This is a genomic window from Streptomyces sp. NPDC058470 (genome assembly GCF_042721055.1).
In the GTDB taxonomy this organism is placed as follows: Bacteria; Actinomycetota; Actinomycetes; order Streptomycetales; family Streptomycetaceae; genus Streptomyces.
Genome location: NZ_JBHXMF010000020.1, coordinates 102,115 through 121,559, shown reverse-complemented (window position 1 = coordinate 121,559; position 19,445 = coordinate 102,115). Strand labels below are relative to the sequence as shown.

Below are 19,445 nucleotides of genomic sequence, written 5' to 3'. Positions count from 1 at the left end.
AACGCGCCGCCTTGCCAGGCCGCGCCAGCAGGTACTGGGAGAACGGACTCTTCATGCCTACGCCCTCACAGGCCGACCCTGCCCTCTCCGCCGTGCGCGCCGCGCTCGACAGCGCTGGACACGAGCTGGCCGAGATCCTCATCGCCCGCCCCGATCCCGGGGCGGATCACATCATCGTTCGCTACAACCCGCTCAGCTCCGACACCTGGGACCTGGAGGAGGAGCAGAACACCACGTTCGCCAAGACCCTGCGTCGCGCGGGATGGGAGAGCGCCCTCGACCTCGGCGCCCTGGTGCTCCTCCCAGAAGTGCCCTCGCCCACCACCGCCCCCGAGGCCTTCGTGGCGACCTGGCGCATTGAGATCGACGACGTCAACGACGCCCAGCAGGCGGCCGAGGAGGCCCGTGGGCGGCAGCTCAACACGGACATCACCGAGTCCTTGTGGACGGTCACCGACGCCGTGGGACGCACGAGGACGGTCCACTGCACCGACCCCGACCTGGCGTGACGCACGAGCAGGACACACGCGACGGCCGCTTCAGCCGCTTCATGACCAAAGAGAATTGAGCGCCCGTGATTTCGTACCTTGCCTCCGACGCCGATCTCTCCAGCGTCGACAAGCTCCCCTGGTGGCTCCAGCTCATCATCGGCGTCGCGATGTTGCTCGCCGCGGGCGGACTCCACGAGCTCGACAAGCGCATCGACTCCGACTTCCTGGGGTTCGGCGCGTTCTTCGTCGGCTTCGGCGGGTTCGTCGTCGTCATGTCTGCGCTGCTGTGACGCCGAGCCACTTCCCGTCGAGGCTGCCCGCGGCAGCCGCACACACCTCCATCTCGCACCGCTGAGCCGGGGGCCGCAGCGCTGGTCGCCCGGCCTGCGCGCGAGGTCTACGGACGGTGACGCCCATACATTCCAGCCGAAGGAGGCTTCTTGCATCTCAAGCCCGAGGCGCAGCGCCAGGCCACGACGCGCGAAGTCGAATATCTCAAGGCCGCATCGGTCCATCCGGACGGACACCTCCCGTCGAAGGTGTCCTCCCGCCTGCTCAAGGCCATGCTCGATGCGAAGTTCATCTACCGCGAAGACTCCGACGGGTACCGGCTGAGCGACGACGAAGCGCTCGTCTACACGGGCAACACGACCTGGCGGATCACCTTGGCCGGCCGCCGCGCTGCACTCAGTGCAGCCCAGTGGCGCGACCTGACCGACCGGGTTGACGCCAGCGGGGCCTTCACCAGCAAGGTCCACTGGGTTACCAAGAACGGACTCGCCTGGCTGGGCCTCGCGGAGTACCGCGACGACCACGGCGATGTCCAGCCGGACGACGGAGGCACCGGCGAACACGGACCTTTGTTCCGGGCCTTCCGCACCGAGCTCGGCCAGCGCGTCGCGCAGCTGGCCGAAGCCGACACCTTCAAGTGACCTCCCTGGGGGCCGTGGCCACAGACCACGGCCCCCAGGCGTTCCACCGCCCGCTCCCTGCGAGGAGATCGTTGAAGACCCGTACCTTCACCATCGAGGAGATCCGCGCCCTCGGCGTTCCGCACGACCTGCCGCAACACGTCGCCGTAGCCGACCTCCATGTCTCCAACGGCCGTTGGGCCGAGACGCGGCGGTGCATCTTCCAGCACGCCGACGCCTTCTGGGCCGTCGACTACGACAGGCCGCTCACCGAGCATCAGGACGTCGTGGACCACGGATGGGGTCGCTGCGTGGTGGCCACCCGTGTTGTGCCCGCGCGCGTACCGATCACGACGTGGGTGCAAGCCGACGCCGGAGTTGAAGCCGCCCCTGTCGTAGACGCCTGGATCGTCGAAGTCCGGCACCCGGCCGGCCGGTTCCGGTTCAGCTACCGCGACGACGAGTACGACCTGGCCCAGGAGCGACTGGGTGATCGGCAGCGGCGCCACCCCGACGCCGAGGTACGACTCGTGCGGATGACCATCACGTACACCGTGGTCAGCGCGGACTAGCTGCGTGCCCCGAGCCCACTGTCTGCGAAAAAGGCTGTGCCCCGGGCCGCGTACTCCTGAGAGCAGAGGCGGACACCGGGGCCTACCGAGCTGTGCCCCGGACAGTGTGCGGGGGGATCGCAGTGACTGCGACCCGGGGCTCACATACGGCACAGTAGCCACAACTGATGCCCAATGCACGTGAATTACCTGTGGCGGACGCGAGTCGACATCCGCATGGCCATCGAGAACGGCAGCGCTCCCCCTCGGCGCCTGTCAGCCTGCGGGCCGCAGCTGCGTGTCGGCGAGCCGGTAGGCCGCGGCGATGCGCCTGCGGTCCCAGCCGGGCTCCTTGGGCAGGGCCCGCAGGAATCGCCGGAGCTCGCTGGACTGGATGATGGTCACCCCCTGGCTGATCAGCCCACCAGGAGGAACGGCGGCGTAGTGGACGGCGACGACGGCCTGGACTGGATGACCGAGCACTTCGGCGACGCGGCTGGCCTCCCACAACACGGTGTCGAGGGAGTCCTTCTGGGGGTGGTTGCCGTACCAGAGCTTCCCGCTTCGCAGGTGGACCTTGGCCTTGCGTGATTTCCATGTCTTGGTGTCCACATAGACAGGGCCGCACTTGCCCAGCACGATGTGGTCGAGGTTGGCGCGGGACCGGGGTATTTGGCGGTCGTGGAGGACTGCCCACCGTCCGAGTCCGCACCAGACGAGTGGGGCAAGGATCCAGCGGGTACGCCGCTCGCCGGCGGCGCCGGTGGCCCAGGTGCTGCCCTTGCTCCGGTAGATGCGGCGCAGGGCGAGTACCGCCGTCACCGCGGCGACCGCGAGACCTGCGTGCCAACTGGTCACGGCCGCGACAAAGAAGCCGATGCCGAGCACCACCGGCGCCACAAGAAGCGGGATCGCCCAGGCCGCGGTGCGGTGCTGCTTGCGGCGTTCGGCCGCGCGGATGGTGTCGGCCATGGCCTGGGCGCTCGCTCCGGCGCCGGGGCGGCGCCTCGATCGCGTCATGGGCATGCGGTCTCCTTCAAGATCACACAGGTGTGGAGACGGCGATGGTGCGCGAGGCGGGCTGTGGACAGAGTCCGGGGAGATCCTCGGCCGGCTACCGCGGAGAAGGTGGTCCGGCGCGTTCGGCGGCGATGCCTGAGCACGTCCGTGGTGCGCTCGCACGGGGACGCGCTCAGGCGCCCGGCACCACGGGGAACTGCGGGTGCCGGGCGGGCTGCAGGTTGTTACGGGCGTTCGTGCGGGTCGTCGGGAACGATCCCCATGGCACGGTCGTGGGCATCGAAGATCCGGAGAACGCCGGGAGAATCCAGAGCGCCGAACATCTTGCTCAGCAGTTCCTGGGCCCGTTCTTCATCCTCGTTGACTTCGTCCTCGGCCGTGGTGTCCGGTTCGTGATCCATGCGCTCAGACCAGCGTTCGTGCTCCGCGAGGTAGTGGGCGCACTGCTCGACGGTGGTGAAGCGGCGGACCGAGTAGCCGCCGCAGGAAGTGCACCAGCGCTCCTCAAGGTCCCGGTCGCGTCGCGCGGCGCCGGGGCCGACCAAGCTGCTCAGACCCATGCGCTGACGGCTGTGGCGGAGGGGGCGCAACGTCTCGACGAGCTCGGCCAGCGAGAGGATCTCGTGGCGCTCCGAGGGCATGGGGCCGAAGCCGCGGCCCTCACGGGTGTCGGCGTGCTGACACACGGCACCGTGGGAGCGACCCCGGTAGTGGCCGCGGGCGTTCGTGGCGTACACCTGCACGTCGGCGAGAGGGCCGAGCTCGGCTCCTTCGAGGAACGGGGTGAGGTCCAGGATGGAGTCACGGAAGTCGCGGTGCTTGAGCTGCGCGAACAGCACGTCGATGGCGAAGGTGGTGCGGTACTCCTCGGGCAGGGTCCGCAGGTCGGTGTCGGGCCGGATCGAGTCCCAGATCTGCTCCGGCCATCGCTCCGGGCCGAAGCCGGTGTCGGTGCCGCTGAGGCAGTACCCGCGGCCGCAGTCACACTGCGGGCCCTGGCGGTGCAACGGGGCGATCTCGAACGGAACGGACACCTGGGTGTCTACCGGTTCGCGCTTGACGGTCTTGTACGGGCCCTGGTTGTTGACCGTGATGAGCTGTTCCGGGTGTCCTTCGGGGCGGTAGACGGTGACACGGACGCTCATTCGCAGGCGGCGCGCGGCCTTCTTGGCTGCCGTGCGCAGCGCAACAGCTCCGCCGAGGCGCGTGATCTGCGGCTCGATGAACTGCAGGTTCCAGGAGGATGAGGCCGGCATGCCTTCGCCTTCCGCTTTCGAGCGTGCCTCGGCCAGCAGATGGTGGAGGCGATCGGCCGCCTGGTCCGCGGTCAGCGGCCCTTCCGGGACACTCCGGTTCGACCTCGGAGGGACAGCTGCCATCGCATGGGCCAGTTCGGTGTCGATCCCGGTGGCAGCGTGCAGCTGGCGCGCGGTGTGCTCCGGCATGTGCTGGGCCAGGTCGCGGAGCCGCTCGTTGGCTGAGCGTCCAGGCTCCAGACCGAGGCGTTCCATCATCTGGTGCCGGCGGGCTCCATTGGCCTCGGCCAGCCGGTCGATCCAGTCCACGAGCGACTCGCCGGCCCGCGGCAGCACAACGTGCGGGAGGCGGGAGGGCGCCGGGCCGGGGTGTTCTGCACTGCGCTCGACGGCGCGGCGCGCATCCGAGAGGGAGGTTCCGGGATGGCCCTGCTGGTACTGGCGGACCGCGCGGTCGATCTCGCGTCGGTTCTTGTTCGTCATCGGTGTCGCACCTTGTCCACGGTCGGCTGTCCCACGCTCTGCGACCGTCGATGGAGGGGACATCGCGGCAGGCCAATCACCTCGCGCGAGTCTCAGACTCTTGGCCTCGGTGCCTGATGCGGCGTGGTCGCGGTCGGGCGGGACTCGGGCGCGGCGCGGTTGCCCTGCCCCGATCGTACCCAGCGGGCTCAGGCGTCCGAGCCGGCATCGGCAACCCGGCGGGCGGCGGAGCAGCTAGTCCGTAGCAGGTACTCAGGTCGACCGCTGTCCCGTCGGGGCGCACGCTCCGGTCCGCCCATGGCGGGGCCGTTGATAGGCCGTGGCGATGATGGGAGTGCGGCGGGGACCGATCGCACGGGCGTACCGGTGATTGCCACCGTGGTGGACAACGGTCGCCGAAATCTGCTCAAGGGCCTGGACAAGCCAGTCGCGGCCGGGCTGTCCGGACCGGCGGGGCGACGCTCCGAATTCGACGAGGCGGCGCTCAGCACCACGATGTCCGACTTCGTCACCTTTAATCTTGGCAACTGTGCGATCGGAGAGCACCGTGGCGTCGGGCAGGACCGTGAGTTTCCGGGGACGCGTACGTCCCAGGTACACGAAGTCCTGGGCGGCATACACGTGCCCGATGTGGCCGGGGCTCAGGAGCTCGGTGCCGCCTTCGGGCGTGCGCCGGACACGCGGATGTGGGTCGGAATGCGCTACAACGCCGCGTATGCCCTGCCGCGCGGCTGCGGTGAACGCCCGTGCGCAGAACCAGGATTCGGCGTTGGACTCGGCCCGGTCGAGCAGGACAAGCCGGTTGAGTTCGAGGGTCTCGGTGTACCTGCGGGTCCCCTCGAACACGTCGAGGACGGCGCCATTCATCGGGATGCCAAGTGAGAGGACGCCCAGGAGCCGGCCCCCGGCGGGTTCGCCGGGGCCAGACGGCTCGTCGACGCGCTGCAAACCAAAGACGAAGCGGACCGCGGGCCAGGAGCCGCTGTAGTGGTGGATCTCGACGAAGCGACGAGCGGGTCCTTCCGCTATGGCGACGACACGGTGCAGGCCGGGGTCGAACCCGCCCTCGCTCGTGCGGCGCCAGGTTGGTGTGCGCTCGTGCCACCGCTGGCACAGGTCTTCGGCACCGGGAAGCTGGAGGGCCTGCTGTTCGGGCGCGGTCAGGCGGAGCTGACGGGGCTCGGCCTGCAGCGGGGTCACACTCCCTCCTCATCCCGTTTGGCTCGCGCTGACAGGCCCTCGAGGTAGCCGACCTCGGCGCCGTGCCGGTACCCGATGCTCTCCGCCGGGGCCAGAATGCGGCGTGCATGCTCCTCGGCCCGCTCGGGGTCCACACGCACGTCACCGCGGAGCAGCGCGGCCAGATTGTTGATCGCGGGCTGCCCGATGCGGGTGGGGAAGTCGGTGCGGTCAGGCATGGGTCTCAGTCGCCTCCTCCGGCAGCTCGGCCAGCGGAAGCATCTTCTGCGCCGTCACGTTCAGGCCCCGATTCCCTGGGAGTTCGCGGCCGGCACCGGCGCCCACCAGATCGCCGTTCCGAGGCGGCACTGGAAGTGGGTCATTCCCCCGGTGTCCGGGATGCTCAGGATGTACAGGCCCTCGGTGTTGTAGGTGACGTCCACGAGGGTCTCCTCGGTCGGCTCGGCCGATCCGCGAAGGGCCTTGCCGCCGAACACGATCTGCAGATTCCTGGTGCGCGCGCTCGCCCCGGTCTGTGTGAGCGGGGTCTTGCGCCACCGGCTCATGTCCGGCTCGGGGGTGCGCGCGATGCGTCCGTTGCCCGGGTAGAGCATGACCCGGTTGGAGCGCTCGGGTATGGCTTCGCGCGCGCCGACGTGAACGAGCCAGCCCTCCTCGCTGCCGCTGTCGTGCTGCCCGGTCTTGCGTTGGGGCGCGGCGAGCAGGTATCCGGCGCGGGTCACCTGGTGGCCGCGGGTGTCCACGCCGGTGGCGAGGACGTGTTCGTCCCCAGACAGGTCGGCGACTGTGCTTTCCAGGTCGCGGTGCATGGCAGAACTCCTTGGTGGTGAGGGGCGTTTGAGATCGCGTGCCGGCATCTCGCCACGCTCTGGCCGTGACGGTCGGGTGGGTGGCGGCGGGCGCGCGCAGGCCGGTCGGCGGCCGGATCGTCGTAGCGCGCGTGCCGCCGACCGGTGCGGTGCAGCTGGTGGGGTCTCGAGGGCTAGGCCGCTGAGGCGCGCTGTCCGTCTGAGCTGTGTCCGTCTGAGCTGCGCGCCTTCGCGTGCGCGGCGGACCGGGGCGTCGTCGCCGCGGAGCGGTCTCGCGCCGGGTGCCGCCGGGGCGCCCGCCCCGGCGGTGCTGGTCAGCACCGCCGGCGCTGGGGCGGCGTTAGGGCTGAGGGAGGCTGAAGACCACGATCGTCGGGGTCTTCGACTGGGCCGCTGCGGCGATCGCCGCGGTCACTGCCTCATTCAGGGTGGTCGGTTCGGTTGCCCTGCCCTGGTCGAGCTGGGCCGCCGTGACGGGGGCGGGCACCGCGGCGGAGACGTCCGGCTGAGCGTCATGGATGACACGCAGGAGACTGCGGACAAGGAGCTCGGAGTGGGTCCCGAGCTGGGTGGCCGCCCGACCGGACGAGTTGATCCGGCGTGCGGTGGACGTCATCTGGCGGGGAGTGAGGTTGTCGATGAGGTCGGCGGTCAGATGGCCGTCGAACTTGTTCCAGAACGCGTCGAAGGCGATCGGGATCGCCTGGTGGAGGTCCTTGGTGAAGTCCGCAACCCACGCGGGCTGGTGGATGCTGCGGCCGCGGCCGGAGGGCTGAGCCGAGTGGAGGACGAGCAGGACCTCGATGATCAGGTCGGCGGTCGGGCTGCCGTCGGGCCGCACCGTCGGGGGCTTTTCGCTGATCCGGCGTGCCGCGAGCGCCATGTGCTCGTGCGTGAGGGTGCTCACCTCGCGCGGCGTGATGACGCCGCCGAAATGGCTGGTCCGCAGTTCCGCGGCGGTGAGGAGTGCCTTGCGTACCCGGTTGTGGAACTCGTGCGGGTTGTAGATCTCCTTGTCGAGATCCTGGGCAAGGGGCAGGTGAATCATGAAACTCCCGGGTTCGGAGAGCGAGGGAACCCCCCTCGCCTGACCCATATAGCTTAAGCTACAATGCGATCTTTAGTCAAGTTATTTGGGTCATGCGCAGTGGTCGGCCGCTCGCGTCGCGGACGTCAGCCGACCACAACAGCGCTTGACCCAGGCCGCAGTTCGACCGCACCACGCCCTGCAGTACCCGCCCGCCGGCAGATGACCGGCCCACCCCACGGGGGATTCGATGACCTACATGACACAGCACCCGCCCAGGAGAACGCGTCCGGCATTCCTGATGCTGCCGTTCGCCCTCGCGGCCCGCGTCTTCCGCCCGGCCCGGCCCGGCCGGCTAACCGACGGAACGATCGAAGCCGTCCAGCTGGCGCGGACGGTCATCGGGATTGCCGCGACAATATGGATGATCTACGCGTACCCGATGCAGCAGTCGATGTCCGCCTTCGCCAAGGACAAGCTCGCGGAGGTCCTCATCAGCACCGGCGTGCTGGTCGTCGCCGGCCCCCTGGCGCTCGTGCTCTTCGTGGCCGCAGCGCGCGCCCCGGGCCGCGCCGTGTACGTACGCCGGCTATCGGGACCGATGGCGGGTTTCGCAGCACTGTTCGCGTCCGTGCTCGTCCTGTTCCTCCTGCTGCAGAACAGCGGCGGGGCCCGCCTGGCTCCGCAGTTCGGCGTGTTCCAGATCGTCTTCCTCCTTGCCGCCCTGGCCGCGGTGCTCTTCGCCGTACCCTTCGGCCTCGCGTCGGCAGTGCTGTGCGTCCACTACGTCTTCCGCACCGGCGACGTTCACGAGGTTCTCCCCCCGTTGCTCTCACCGCTGCTGGTCTGGGTGATGTTCGGCTTCCAGCTCACCGGCGGCTCCCCTGTGGTCGCGCCGCCGACGGTCCAGCTGCTCTTCCTGATCGGTCCGCCGGTGTCCGTCAGCCTGCTCTCGTTGTGGGAACTTCGGCGCCTGCGCTCCAAGTTCGGCGTCACGCTCCTCGGAGCCCTACACCGAGGGCGCCGACCGGCGCACTGGTAGAACCCCATCGCGCACGGCCGGCCCTCGAGTCGCGCAGAACGCGGCTGGCACCGCCGCTCGCATGACACAGTGGCGTCAGCCGCACTCCTCGCCCGCCCCTTCCTGAACCTGGAGACAGCGCATGTCCGACGATCACACGGCGCGCACACCGGATCCCGTCCAGAACGACGCGGCGGCCTCCACCACCCGCAAGCGGCTCCCTCTCACCTTCGGGATCACCAAGGGCGGTCAGCCCAAGTACCCCGAACCCGGAACGCCGGGCTCGCTCTCGCACCTGATCGCCCTTCAGGTCGCCACCCGGGACACCCGCGTGCACCTGGTCGACGTCGACGCGCAGGGCAGCGCCACCCGCTGGGTGGATCAGTAGCCCCCACACACGTGACGGCACGAGGCCCCCGCAGCCGGACGGCGCGCGGGGGCCTCGTGCTGAGTCGGCCGCCCAGCGGCTACCCGCTCACCGCCACAAAGTCCCACTCCGTGTTCCCGCCGGTCCCGGACGTGGGCCACCGGCGCGCGGGAGGGGTCGGGGCCGCCCTTGCTGCAGCGGGCTCCCCATTGGTGCTGCACGGCCGGACTCTGTCCACAGGACGATGGCTGGAGGGTCAGGGACGTCACTGACCGTTGCTCCCGCGCGCGCCGACACGGCGCTGCGGGAGCACCCCAGGCAGGAGTTCTTGTGCCGTTCCGAAAGACCATCCTCCGCACCGCCGCACCGATCGCCGTTCTCGCGCTGGGGCTGACCGCGTGCGGCGGAGGCGACAGCTCCGACTCCGGGAAGTCCAGCGAGAAGCAGGCCGCGGGCAAGAGCGAGGCGAGCGTTTCACCGCGTGATCCGGCCAGCGGCGAACTCGCGCCGGGTAAGGCCGTCACGGGGAAGGTGAAGGAGGGCAGCCAGAGCGTCACCTACGACGTGGTCGCCGAGAAGGTCGACCTGGGGACCGAAGCTGAGGCGCAGAAGCTGGTCACCGACAAGGAAGCGGCGAAGGGCCTGGTCCTGGCCGTGGCTCACGTGAAGTTCACGCACAAAGAAGGCCCCGCGCTCACCGATCGGTCCGAGGCGAACAAGGGCACGACCATCTGGGCGGACGGCAAGCGGGGCGCGCTCCTGATCGGCGCCGCGGACACTGGGGCCGGCTGCGAGGACCCCTACGACATCGAGGGCTGGAAGGCGGGCGAGAGCCACACGCTGTGCGAGTCGTACCTGGTCCCGGCGGACGCCAAGTCGATCGAGGTGCACTGGTCCGCGAACGATGAAGGCGACCCGAGCATCTGGAAGTTCGCGAACAAGAGCTGACCGGGGCGTGCGCGGCTCCTCCCCGCGAGGAATCCTCCTGACCCCGTCCGATCGGTGACAGCGTCTTCCTGTCACTTCGGATCAGGAGCTCGATCCACCGCATGTGCGTACGACGTGGCCCCCTCGCCGACCGGCGCGGGGGCCACATCCGTGGCGGTGTCGAGGCGGCCACCCGCTCAGCCGGCCCTGCGCACCAACGCAAGGTCGCCGCTGCCGCGTTCCCGGCGGCGCAGCTCCCGGTCGTCTCTACCTTGGAGCCAGGAGAAGACTCTTGCGCCTCGCTCGTCGTCGTCCAAATACGTGGCGGCCTCTGTCATCTGGTGCGCGTGGTCGCGGTAGTGGTACGTCACCACCGGCAGCAGCTCGCCGGCACTACGGCCGGTGACCGCCATGACGTACACGTAATCCTCGCCTTTCCACAGTCCACCTTGACCGCCGCAGGCACGTGCAATCTCGGTGCGGGTGAGAAGCATGGTGTGGCCGAGTGGCGGCTTCTTGTCGGGTGAGGGCCAGTACGTCCAGACGTCTCCGGCCGCATGGCGGCCCACCGGGGTGGGGCAGACCCAGGTGTTCAGGGAGCCGTCTTCCAGAAGGTCAGCTGACCAGCCCGCTACCCAGCCCAGGCCCGTCTCCACAGCGTGGTGGTAGCGGGTGCTGAGGGAGTCAGGCGGAAGGACATCGTCATCGTCGACGAAGCAGGTGAAGGGGGCGGTGACTGCGTTCATCGCGATGTTGCGGGCTGGGGCAGCGCCCGGTCGGGGCCGTGCGCACACGGTGACGCGCGGGTCCTTCGCGATCACGTCGGGAATCGTGGCGGGATCGGCGTCGGGGCCGTTCGGGGCGATGATCCACTCGAACGTGACGCGCTGCGCGTCAAGGCTTCTGTAGAGCTCGAGGAAGTAGGTGCGGCGCAGCGGATCCAGGCGGGTCGGGGTGATGACGGCGACCTGGGCGTGGGGACGTTGGGACACGGGAGCCTTCCGGTCGGTAGGTGGAGCCGGTGCTATGCGGCGTGCGGTGGCGGGGTGTGCCGGGTGGTACCGGGCCGTTGTGACCACGGGCCGATGACGTACTGGTCGTGCAGGTCGATCAGGTGGAGGCCAGGCGGCAGCGATGCCTGGAATGCCCGTAGCTCGGCGCCGGTGGGCGGTGAGACGGGGGCTCGGGCGGCCGCGGCTTCGAGGAGCGCCGGAGCGTGGGCGTCCTCCCCCGGAGGTCCGGTCCAGCGCAGGACGAGCATGCCGTGGCCCTCGCCGTGGCTCTGCTCGGGCAGGCCGGGGTGGACGGGCCGGTGCCACCGGTGGACCGGGTCGAGGATAACGATCGGGTAGATCGCTCCGATGCCGTAGCAGGCTGCCTGTATGGCGTGCCGGGTCAACTCCGTTCTCCTTCGGTTGTGTTGATGCGCTGGTGCGGGGGCTGCGCGTCAGCGGGGCTTTCGCGGCGGAGGGCGTCGGGGGCGGTGGGTGTGCGGCCGGGGGTGCGCAGGTTGAAGCGCGTGATCGCGAACCGGAAGATCCCGTAGTAGAGGGCGCCGTAGGCGAGGGCGAGCGGCAGCAGGAGCAATGGCCGGTGCGAGATAGAGAAATTGAGGACGTAGTCGATCGCTCCGGCGCTGAACACGAAGCCCGTGTGGATGTCGAGGAGGTTGACGATCGCGAGGCTCAGTCCGGTGAGGACGGCATGCACGACATAGAGGGGGAAGGCCACGAACGCGAAGGTGAGCTCGATCGGCTCGGTGACCCCGGCCAGGGAGCAGATCGCGGCCGCGGGCAGCAGCAGGGCGCCGACGCGGCGGCGGTGCTCGGGCAGTGCGCTGCGCCACATGGCCAGAGCGGCGGCGGGCAGGCCAGCCATGTAGACGGGGAAGAAGCCGCCCATGAACACCCCGGCGTCCGGGTCGTGTTGCTGGATGAAGCACGGCACATCGCCCTTGATGCCGTTGCCGCAGTCGCCGGTCAGGTACCAGACGACGGCGTTGAGCGGCTGGTGCAAACCGATGGGGCCAAGGAGACGGTTGAGGAATCCGAAGACTCCTCCGCCGAGGACTGCGTGGTCCGTGACAGCGGCCGCGGACGCGGTGAGCGCCCGCTCGACTGTGGGGTAGGCGAGCCCGAGCAGGGTGCCGGCGGTGATCGCGGCGAGGGCGACGATCCCGTAGGCGGCGAACGGCGGGATGCGTCGGCGGCCGGTGGTGACGCGCTTCCAGATGGCCATGGCCAGCAGGGCGCCGACGATGCCGGCGAGCGCGCCGTAGGGCCAGCGGGCGGGCGGGGCGTCAAGCTGGTCGGCGGGCAGCGGGTTGAGGACCAGGATGACCTTGGCCAGGACCAGGTAGGAGATGAGGCAGGCCAGGACAGGGCCGGCGACGTCCTTGGCGCGGTTCAGCCCCAGGGCGATGCCGACGGCGAACAGCGCCGGGAGGTAGTCGAGGACGGCGGCGCCCGCTCCGGAGATGACCGCGGCCGTGGTGTGCAGAGCCGGGTAGCGGCCCAGGAGGTCGTCTTGTCCCAGGCGCAGGAGCAGGCCGGCGGCGGGCATCGCTGCGATCGGCAGCGCGAGACCCTGGCCCATCCGGCGCAGTCGCGCCGTGAGAGTGGTCGGGTCCGCCACTGCCGCGCCGTCGTCGGCCGGGGCGGCGCTCTTGGACCGGATGAACGGCAGGGTCACCACGTGTTCGGCCTCCGGTCGGCGTAGGGCGGGCGGAGGCGCCGTGGTGCGGTGGCGGCCAGGGCGCGGGACATGTCGGGGGCTCCTGAGACGACGGGGCGGGGGCTGGGTCAGCGCACGCAGGCGGTGGTGCGTACGGGTTCGGCGATGTGCACGGTGAGGCTCTGCAGTACTTGGTCCAGGCGCTCCTGGCAGGCCCCGGCGGTGGGAGCGCAGACCACGGCGTGGGCGAGGCGGTCGTTGATGGTGCTGTGCGGGCCGGCGGTGACGCTGTCGCCCGGCTGTCGCGTCCAGACCAGGCGTTCGAGCCAGTCGGCGCTGAACGCGCGGGCGTGGGCGGTCTGGACGGGCCCGGTGACGGTCGGGTAGCGGAACTCGACGGCGGCGCTCTGTGCCACGGAGGCGTTCAGGTCCGGGGTGTCTCCGGTGGCCATGGCGGCCTGGGCCTGCGGCAGGGAGATGCCGGTTGCGAGGTGGACGAGGCGCGGGATGAGGTCGCCGCCGAGGCGGGCGTTGATCTCGATGATGCGCGGGCCTTGGCGGGTGAGGCGTACCTCGACGTGCAGGATCCCGGTGGTGATGCCCACGGCCTTGATGGCCGAGGTGACGACGTGGTGGAGGACCGGGTCGTCGAGGAGCGGGTCTGTGGCGTCGACGAGGTGGCCGGTCTCCAGGAAGGCCGGCTCGGCGCCGAGCCGTTTGCGGGTGATCGCGGCGATGTGCACGTCACCGCGGCCGCGGACGGCGCACTCGACGCTGATCTCGGGCCCGTGCAGGTACTCCTCGACCAGGACGCCGGCGGCGGCGCTCGCCTCCAGGCCGATCAGGGTCGCGGCGGACGCGCTGTCGTAGTGGGCGGCGACGTGCTCGCGGTAGTCGGCGCGGTGTACGCCGGCGCTGCCGCCCAGGCCGCGGGGCTTGATGACGACGGGGTAGCCGATGGCGTCGGCGGCCGCGGTTGCCTCTTCGGCGCTGTTGACGAGGACGGAGCGGGCGGAGGGGACTCCGTGTTCGGCGAGGAGTTGGCGGGTGCGGGCCTTGTCGCGACAGGCCTCGACGGCGTCCGGATCAGCGCCGGGCAGGCCGAGCTCCTTGGCCAGGTGCGCGACGAGCTCGACGTGGTGCTCGAGGTAGGTGGTGACGCCGGAGATCGGGTGACGCAGGGCGATCTCGGTGACCGCACGGTGGACTGCATGGTGGTCGTGCAGGTCGACGGTGATCGCGTCGGTGACGTAGGGCCGGGTCCAGGCGGGCGGGAGGCTGTCGAGGAGGACAAGGTGGTGGCGGGCGGCGAACTCCTGCAGGAGAAAGGAGCGGTAGGCGCGGTCGCCGGCGCCCAGGACGAGCAGGACGGGCTGGTTGTGGTGGGACATCGTGGTGGCTCCTGGTCAGGGAAGGGCGGGAACGGGGCGGGAGCGGTGGATGAGCGCGGCCAGGGGCCAGGCCAGTGCGGCACCGAGGGCGCCGACGGTGAAGGTGGCGGCGGCGGCGAGTTCGTCGCCGCCGTGGGTGAGCGCCCATCCCGCGAGGGAGGGGGCGATGATGACCGCGCCGGCCAGCGTCGTTCCCCAGATCCCCGCGTACAGGCCGCGGGCAGTGGGGGGCGAGATGCGGTTGAGGAGGTCGGACGCGGCGACGAAGACGACGATCTCGCCCGGCACGGCGAGCGCGGCGGTGGCGGAGTAGCCGAGGGTGGTGGAGGCGAAGCCGGCGGCGCCCATGCTCGCGCCCAGGGCGAGGGAACTCGCGGCGAACAGGCCGGTCATCGGTTTGGGCTGATCGGCTTGGCGGCTCAGCCAGCGGTTCAGGAGCGGGGAGAGCAGCAGGACCGCGGCAGCGTTCGCGGTCTGGGTCCAGCCGTAGGCCGCGGCGTCGAGTCCGTCTTTGGCCATGAGCATCGGGAGGGAGGAGAACAGGCTCGCGGCGCAGGTCAGGGCACACAGGCTGGCCAGGAGCAGCAGCCACAGGCCCCGGTCGCTCAGCGCGGCTCGGTAGTTGGCGGGCGGGGGGCCGTCGGGGTGGCGGTGGGGGTCGGCGGGCGGCAGGAAGCGCCACACCAGGAGCGCGAAGAGCGTGCAGGCGGCGGCGTTGACCCAGATCAGGGCCTGGATGCCGAGGGGGCCTGCGAGCATGCCGCCGACGGTTCCGGCGACGGCCGCGCCGACGTTGACGGCGAAGTGCCGCCAGGCGTTCACGGACGCGCGGACGCCGTCCTCGGGGAAGGCGTCGGCGATCGCGGCGGTGAACACGGGCCGCGAGGCGTCGTAGACGATGCCGGCGGTGAAGGTCGCGGCGAACAGCGCGGGGACGGCGTTCGCCTGGGCGAGCAGGGGCAGGGCGGCCGCGGCGAGCAGCATCGTCGTGATGAGGGTGGCGCGGTGGCCGATGCGGTCGGCGAGCCAGCCGCACAGGATGGAGCCCAGCAGCCAGCCGGCGCCGAACACGGCGAGGATGGTGCTGACGGTCCCGGTGGTCAGGTGCAGGTCGCTCAGGCGGTATGGCAGGAACGGGTACGTGAACCCGAAGCCCCGAACGAGGAATGTGCCGGCCATCAGCGTCCAGATCGCCGCCGGCCATCGGCGTGTGGTTCCGTTCCCGGCCCGGTCCGGTCGGCCGACCGGCGTGGCAGTGGTGGACACACAGACTCCAGCTGGGTTGCGGCGCGGAGGGCGGCGCCGTGAAGCGAAGGAAGAGGGCGGGGGTGCCGCCGGCGCGGGTGGCGGCACCCCCTGGTTGGCCGGGACGGGTCCGCTCTCGGAGGACGGGGAGAGGGACCTGGCGCCACTTCGGGGGCTGAAGGGCGGTCCTCGGCCGGGCCCGGCCGGGCAGGGGGTAGTGCCCGGCCGGGAGTTCAGGGCGCTGCGGCGTCAGCCGCGCGTCAGGACTCTGTGGCTGGTCAGTCGAGCTGCATGTAGACGCACTGCTCGAGGTACTTCTTGTTGACCCAGCCGGTGGTGCCCTTCTTGATCCCGGTCTTGGACTTGTGGTCGAGCTTGATCTTGATCCACGAGCCGCTGCTGGAGACCTTCGTGCCGGAGTCGCTCCAGCGGTAGAGCAGGCCGATCGACCGGTAGTTCGTGCTCGGCCCACTCCGGAAGTTCACTGCCTTCCCGGTCACCGACCAGGTGGGGCACGTGTTCTTCGCCGCGAGGGTGGTCGCGGCCTGCGCGGGGGTACTCGCAAGGGCGGATGGGGCGGCCGCCAGGGTGACCGCGGCCCCCATGGTGATGGTGGCGACCGCAACTCCGGCGCGGCCTATGAACTTGGTCTGCATGCGTCGTCTCCTGAGCCGTTGACTGCGTTTCTCAATGAGCCGTCCGAATTCGCACGCAGGACGAGTTACGACGTCCCGCGCTTGAAGCGGAAAGCACACGTCAGAAAGCTAGGAGAGTTGCCCTGTGGATAAGTTCCGGCGATTTCCGCCCCCCTCGCGCACCGTCACAGCGTGCACGGTTTGTACGGAAATCACGCTGGATGATTCACCTCAACTGTGAGATTCCAGGCCCCTGCTCGGATAGTCCGCGCCGTACCTGCGGACTCCTTCCGGGCCTGATCTGAGGGAGGCTTTCCGTGCCGCCTGGATCACTCTGCAGCTCGGATGGGAATTCAGAGTTCGGCGGCACACGAGTGGGATGGAATCAGCACTGCCCCTGGAAAAGGCCGGGTGCCTCTCATCACATAGGCCTGGAGCCTATCGCTCGCCCGGTGCGCGGCCGCCATGGGAGCGATCGGTCAAAGTCCGAGCTCCTGAAGGGCAGTTGGTTCTCGCCTTCCTGGGCGGATGCCAGCCCAGGACTACGTCGCGTTCTCGGCGATCTTCGCTCTGGTGGGTATCGGGCATCTCCTCACCGCCGCGAACCGGTGGACGGGCGCGCGACGACAGGCCGCCCGCGAGCGAGCCCCGGGGAGCACCGCTCCCTTCGCCACCCGCCGCGCCAGGAGGACGTTCCACTTCCTGCTGGCCGCGGGCACCTTCTACACCCTCGCGGGCATCTGGCTGGGTCGGAGCGCGTCGAGCGGCTGACCGCCCTCGGAGTCCCGGAGTCCGGCCCGGTACGCGGCGATCTGTTCCGCCACAGGTTCGCTGGTGAAGCCGTCGGCTTCCTCAAGGGCCGCGAGTGGCAGCGGGTCGTGCGCGGCGTAGCCGAGGGCCGGCCGCCCGGTGAGGTGCCCGCACAGGGCGTCCAGGTGCTCCAGGAGGGCGGCGCGACGCTGTTGTTCGCCGGTCATGCCCTGCCACCAGTGCCACCGCTCCGCCGCATCATCTGGCCGGGCGGGCAGTGCACGGCGCAGTGCCTCAGCTCGGTCGGCGAGCGCCTTCCAGACGGGCAGGCGCAGCGCGGAGGTCAGGCTGTCCGATGCGGACTCCACGGTGGCGGTCATGCCGTTTACGGTCGCACTCGGCACTGACAACGCGAGGTACCCGAGCAGCGGATGAGCCGTTTGCGCTCTGAGGTGCGCCCGGCCGGGTCAGCCGACGCCATTCGACTGCAGCTGCTGGACGAGCCGGACGGACCTGGGCGGGCTTCGATCCATGGTGGTCCGCGCAGCGGGGTTCCGGTCTCGGGGGGCTGTGCCAGTCAGCTCGGCGGGCCGGGCGGCTCGGCGGTCTCGGCGGAGGCTGCCGGGCAGGTTAGCGGGCGCGTGCGGCGAGCACTGGAACGCGGTATCGGCCATCTTCTCGAACCCGCCGCCGTACTGCGTGACGATGTCGCCGAGGATGGCTCGTCGGCGGTGGTCAGGGCGCGGGTGGTCCCTCGGATTCTCGGCGCAGGGCCTCACTCACCCGTGTGTGCAGGGTGTCCAGGAGCTCGCGTTCGGCCTGCTCGGCTCGGGCGAGGGTGTTCCACGCGGCCACGTCGTCGATGAGGGCCTCGATCGCGTCGCTGAGCCGGCCGCGAAGCAGGCCGGGGTCAAGCGCTTCGACCTCGACCGCGCTCATGGGATCGAGTCCTTCGGCGTGGCATTCCTGCTCATAGCGCTTGAAGTTGACGTCCGCGGTGTTCACGTAGTGGGTGGTGAACTGGCCGGAGCGGACGTCGGCGGCGGTGACCGCGATCTGCTGGAAGTCGAGGTCGAGCTGGCCGTTGCCGTAGCGCTCCATCCGTTCGATGACCGACCGGGGCACCGAGCGGCCACTTGGATCCCAATCACCGACGAAGCAGGTGGTCAGCGGCTTGGGCTGGCGGAGGTAGTCGTCGACGGCTTCCCGTACGTACGTCTTGGAGGACTGTCCGCGGCAGGAGTAGAGGCCCACGCCCCAGGCTGTGGTGATCGGCAGCAGGACGCCGGCCGCAGAGTCACTCTCGCACCAGACTTCGACGCGTCGGCGCTGTGAGGCCCAGAGGTTGCGCCGGAAGGACTGGGCGGTGTGGGCGAGGGCGTCCTCCACGCTGTCGTACTGGTCGTCCAGGCGGACTGTCCGGGTTCCATCCGTGATCCAGTCCCAGGGCATCAGCCCGTGCTCGCGCATGTAGCCGAGTTCGCGGACGACCACGGAGTAGTTCCGGCGAGAGCGGCCGGTGTCCTTGTCCCACAGGCGGCCGATGCCGAGGTAGTAGATGTGCCGAGCGCTGCACGGTTGGGCGCCCTCCGCGATGGCGTGCAGGGCGGCGCGGAGTTCCTCGATCTGGGCCTTCGTGCGGCGCGGACGCTTTATGGGGCTAGCGCTGTAACCCATGGGTTCAGTCAACGCCTGTCCGGCGCCCGCTGTCATCCCCGCCGTCCGGTGCCCCGCCCCGAGCCGGGGTGGGGCACCGGACGGCGGGCCGGGGCAGGACCGTCACGGTTCATTTCCTCCCGCCCCGGAGTCCGGTCCGTCGCGCCGGGAGGGCTACACGCGGCGCATTACGGCGGTGACCCTGCCGAGGATGGTGGCTTCATCGGCGCAGATCGGCTGGTAGTCCTTATTCTCGGGCATCAGCCAGACGCCGGTGGCGTTTCGCTTGAACCGCTTCACGGTGGCCTCCCCGTCGATCATCGCGGCGACGATGTCCCCGTTCTCGGCGGCCGGCTGGGAACGGACGACGACTTGGTCTCCGTCGGCGATCGCGGCGTCGATCATGGAGTTGCCGGAGACGGTGAGGATGAAAAGGTCGCCACCTCGGACGATCTGACGCGGCAGGGCGTACCAGTCGTCAATCTGCTGTTCAGCGGTGATCGGCGTACCTGCGGCGATGCGGCCGACCAGCGGGGCGTGCACGACGTCCGGATGCGGCACCGCGGCAGAGTCGTCTGCGGGTGAAGTCGCTGCCCCGGCGGCGATGACGTAGGCGCGGGGGCGTTGCGGGTCCTTCCGTACGACGCCCTTCTTCTCCAGCGCACCCAACTGATGCGCGACCGACGAGGTGCTGGCCAGGCCGACCGCCTGGCCGATCTCGCGCATCGACGGCGGGTAGCCCCGAGTCTCGACCGACTCCGCGATGCAGTCGCGGATGCGCCGCTGACGGTCGGTCAGTCCGTCCTGGCCGGCCCGGATGCCCGGCGGACGCCCGCTGCGGCTCGATGTGGTGACAGCCTCCACGGCGCCCCTCCCCTAATGATCTACACAGGTCGACCGTATCTGCCCCCACTGACATATGCGCACTGGTATTCGAAGTCGCGCCCGCCACTGTGCAAAGTGCGATGCCTTCCGGCGTCCAGCCCTCTCCCGTAACCGCAGTCGGGGCCCTGTCGGTCACGCGCCTGGTCA

The 19,445-nt window shown here is 70.0% G+C and carries 23 protein-coding genes; 8 read left to right on the top strand and 15 right to left on the bottom strand.

Annotated features, from left to right (window positions below):
• The first annotated feature begins 53 nt into the window (after positions 1 to 53).
• The 4 genes from ACFWP7_RS17245 (at position 54) to ACFWP7_RS17230 (ending at position 1,974) form a co-directional block, all read left to right on the top strand.
• On the top strand, positions 54 to 509 hold the full coding sequence (locus ACFWP7_RS17245) for a hypothetical protein (protein ID WP_384382275.1): 456 nt from the start codon (positions 54 to 56) through the stop codon (positions 507 to 509).
• 65 nt (positions 510 to 574) lie between these two features.
• Entirely contained in the window at positions 575 to 781 is a 207-nt protein-coding gene (locus ACFWP7_RS17240; protein WP_384382273.1) for a hypothetical protein, read from the top strand.
• Positions 782 to 931: 150 nt separating this feature from the next.
• On the top strand, positions 932 to 1,423 hold the full coding sequence (locus ACFWP7_RS17235) for a hypothetical protein (protein ID WP_384382271.1): 492 nt from the start codon (positions 932 to 934) through the stop codon (positions 1,421 to 1,423).
• A gap of 71 nt (positions 1,424 to 1,494) precedes the next feature.
• The gene (locus ACFWP7_RS17230; protein ID WP_384382269.1) at positions 1,495 to 1,974 is read left to right on the top strand and encodes a hypothetical protein; all 480 of its coding nucleotides are present in this window, start codon (positions 1,495 to 1,497) and stop codon (positions 1,972 to 1,974) included.
• 255 nt (positions 1,975 to 2,229) lie between these two features.
• Here ACFWP7_RS17230 and ACFWP7_RS17225 read toward each other — a convergent pair whose 3' ends face one another.
• The 6 genes from ACFWP7_RS17225 to ACFWP7_RS17200 all read right to left on the bottom strand — a co-directional run bounded on the left by ACFWP7_RS17225 (position 2,230) and on the right by ACFWP7_RS17200 (position 7,769).
• Positions 2,230 to 2,973 carry a nuclease-related domain-containing protein gene (locus ACFWP7_RS17225; protein WP_384382267.1) on the bottom strand — a complete coding sequence of 248 codons (744 nt, stop codon included), beginning with the start codon at positions 2,971 to 2,973 and terminating at the stop codon, positions 2,230 to 2,232.
• A gap of 224 nt (positions 2,974 to 3,197) precedes the next feature.
• Positions 3,198 to 4,712, bottom strand: coding sequence for a hypothetical protein (locus ACFWP7_RS17220; RefSeq protein ID WP_384382265.1), 1,515 nt, complete (start codon positions 4,710 to 4,712; stop codon positions 3,198 to 3,200).
• A gap of 252 nt (positions 4,713 to 4,964) precedes the next feature.
• Positions 4,965 to 5,912: a hypothetical protein gene (locus ACFWP7_RS17215; RefSeq protein WP_384382263.1), complete on the bottom strand. Its 948-nt coding sequence runs from the start codon at positions 5,910 to 5,912 to the stop codon at positions 4,965 to 4,967.
• Positions 5,909 to 6,130: a hypothetical protein gene (locus ACFWP7_RS17210; protein ID WP_384382261.1), complete on the bottom strand. Its 222-nt coding sequence runs from the start codon at positions 6,128 to 6,130 to the stop codon at positions 5,909 to 5,911. The genes ACFWP7_RS17215 and ACFWP7_RS17210 overlap by 4 nt, the downstream gene beginning before the upstream one ends.
• 60 nt (positions 6,131 to 6,190) lie before the next feature.
• A complete protein-coding gene (locus ACFWP7_RS17205) occupies positions 6,191 to 6,721 on the bottom strand; it encodes a hypothetical protein (protein WP_384382259.1) in 531 nt (176 codons plus the stop codon).
• A gap of 340 nt (positions 6,722 to 7,061) precedes the next feature.
• Positions 7,062 to 7,769 carry a hypothetical protein gene (locus tag ACFWP7_RS17200; protein ID WP_384382257.1) on the bottom strand — a complete coding sequence of 236 codons (708 nt, stop codon included), beginning with the start codon at positions 7,767 to 7,769 and terminating at the stop codon, positions 7,062 to 7,064.
• Positions 7,770 to 8,007: 238 nt separating this feature from the next.
• Between ACFWP7_RS17200 and ACFWP7_RS17195 the strand changes: the two genes are divergently transcribed.
• The 3 genes from ACFWP7_RS17195 to ACFWP7_RS17185 all read left to right on the top strand — a co-directional run bounded on the left by ACFWP7_RS17195 (position 8,008) and on the right by ACFWP7_RS17185 (position 10,084).
• Positions 8,008 to 8,790 carry a hypothetical protein gene (locus ACFWP7_RS17195; RefSeq protein WP_384382255.1) on the top strand — a complete coding sequence of 261 codons (783 nt, stop codon included), beginning with the start codon at positions 8,008 to 8,010 and terminating at the stop codon, positions 8,788 to 8,790.
• A gap of 121 nt (positions 8,791 to 8,911) precedes the next feature.
• Positions 8,912 to 9,157: a hypothetical protein gene (locus ACFWP7_RS17190; protein WP_384382253.1), complete on the top strand. Its 246-nt coding sequence runs from the start codon at positions 8,912 to 8,914 to the stop codon at positions 9,155 to 9,157.
• A gap of 309 nt (positions 9,158 to 9,466) precedes the next feature.
• Positions 9,467 to 10,084, top strand: coding sequence for a hypothetical protein (locus ACFWP7_RS17185; RefSeq protein WP_384382251.1), 618 nt, complete (start codon positions 9,467 to 9,469; stop codon positions 10,082 to 10,084).
• A gap of 176 nt (positions 10,085 to 10,260) precedes the next feature.
• Here ACFWP7_RS17185 and ACFWP7_RS17180 read toward each other — a convergent pair whose 3' ends face one another.
• The 6 genes from ACFWP7_RS17180 to ACFWP7_RS17155 all read right to left on the bottom strand — a co-directional run bounded on the left by ACFWP7_RS17180 (position 10,261) and on the right by ACFWP7_RS17155 (position 16,028).
• Positions 10,261 to 11,055 (bottom strand): glycosyltransferase, encoded by a 795-nt coding sequence (locus ACFWP7_RS17180; protein WP_384382249.1) that lies wholly within the window; start codon positions 11,053 to 11,055, stop codon positions 10,261 to 10,263.
• Between the two features lie 32 nt (positions 11,056 to 11,087).
• The gene (locus ACFWP7_RS17175) at positions 11,088 to 11,462 is read right to left on the bottom strand and encodes a hypothetical protein (RefSeq protein ID WP_384382247.1); all 375 of its coding nucleotides are present in this window, start codon (positions 11,460 to 11,462) and stop codon (positions 11,088 to 11,090) included.
• Positions 11,459 to 12,757, bottom strand: a complete 1,299-nt coding sequence (locus ACFWP7_RS17170) for a PTS transporter subunit EIIC (protein ID WP_384382245.1) — start codon at positions 12,755 to 12,757, stop codon at positions 11,459 to 11,461. The genes ACFWP7_RS17175 and ACFWP7_RS17170 overlap by 4 nt, the downstream gene beginning before the upstream one ends.
• A gap of 107 nt (positions 12,758 to 12,864) precedes the next feature.
• A complete protein-coding gene (locus ACFWP7_RS17165) occupies positions 12,865 to 14,127 on the bottom strand; it encodes an ATP-grasp domain-containing protein (protein WP_384382243.1) in 1,263 nt (420 codons plus the stop codon).
• A 15-nt stretch (positions 14,128 to 14,142) separates the two neighbouring features.
• Positions 14,143 to 15,393 carry an MFS transporter gene (locus ACFWP7_RS17160; RefSeq protein WP_384382241.1) on the bottom strand — a complete coding sequence of 417 codons (1,251 nt, stop codon included), beginning with the start codon at positions 15,391 to 15,393 and terminating at the stop codon, positions 14,143 to 14,145.
• Positions 15,394 to 15,650: 257 nt separating this feature from the next.
• Positions 15,651 to 16,028 carry an SH3 domain-containing protein gene (locus ACFWP7_RS17155; RefSeq protein ID WP_384382239.1) on the bottom strand — a complete coding sequence of 126 codons (378 nt, stop codon included), beginning with the start codon at positions 16,026 to 16,028 and terminating at the stop codon, positions 15,651 to 15,653.
• 507 nt (positions 16,029 to 16,535) lie between these two features.
• Between ACFWP7_RS17155 and ACFWP7_RS17150 the strand changes: the two genes are divergently transcribed.
• Positions 16,536 to 16,778: a hypothetical protein gene (locus ACFWP7_RS17150; protein ID WP_384382237.1), complete on the top strand. Its 243-nt coding sequence runs from the start codon at positions 16,536 to 16,538 to the stop codon at positions 16,776 to 16,778.
• On the opposite strand, the gene ACFWP7_RS17145 is transcribed toward ACFWP7_RS17150, so the two are convergent.
• The 3 genes from ACFWP7_RS17145 to lexA all read right to left on the bottom strand — a co-directional run bounded on the left by ACFWP7_RS17145 (position 16,730) and on the right by lexA (position 19,277).
• Positions 16,730 to 17,137 (bottom strand): hypothetical protein, encoded by a 408-nt coding sequence (locus tag ACFWP7_RS17145; protein ID WP_384382235.1) that lies wholly within the window; start codon positions 17,135 to 17,137, stop codon positions 16,730 to 16,732. The genes ACFWP7_RS17150 and ACFWP7_RS17145 overlap by 49 nt on opposite strands.
• 355 nt (positions 17,138 to 17,492) lie before the next feature.
• Positions 17,493 to 18,434 carry a hypothetical protein gene (locus ACFWP7_RS17140; RefSeq protein WP_384382233.1) on the bottom strand — a complete coding sequence of 314 codons (942 nt, stop codon included), beginning with the start codon at positions 18,432 to 18,434 and terminating at the stop codon, positions 17,493 to 17,495.
• Between the two features lie 153 nt (positions 18,435 to 18,587).
• Positions 18,588 to 19,277 (bottom strand): transcriptional repressor LexA, encoded by a 690-nt coding sequence (gene lexA / locus ACFWP7_RS17135; RefSeq protein ID WP_384382231.1) that lies wholly within the window; start codon positions 19,275 to 19,277, stop codon positions 18,588 to 18,590.
• Positions 19,278 to 19,445: the final 168 nt, after the last annotated feature.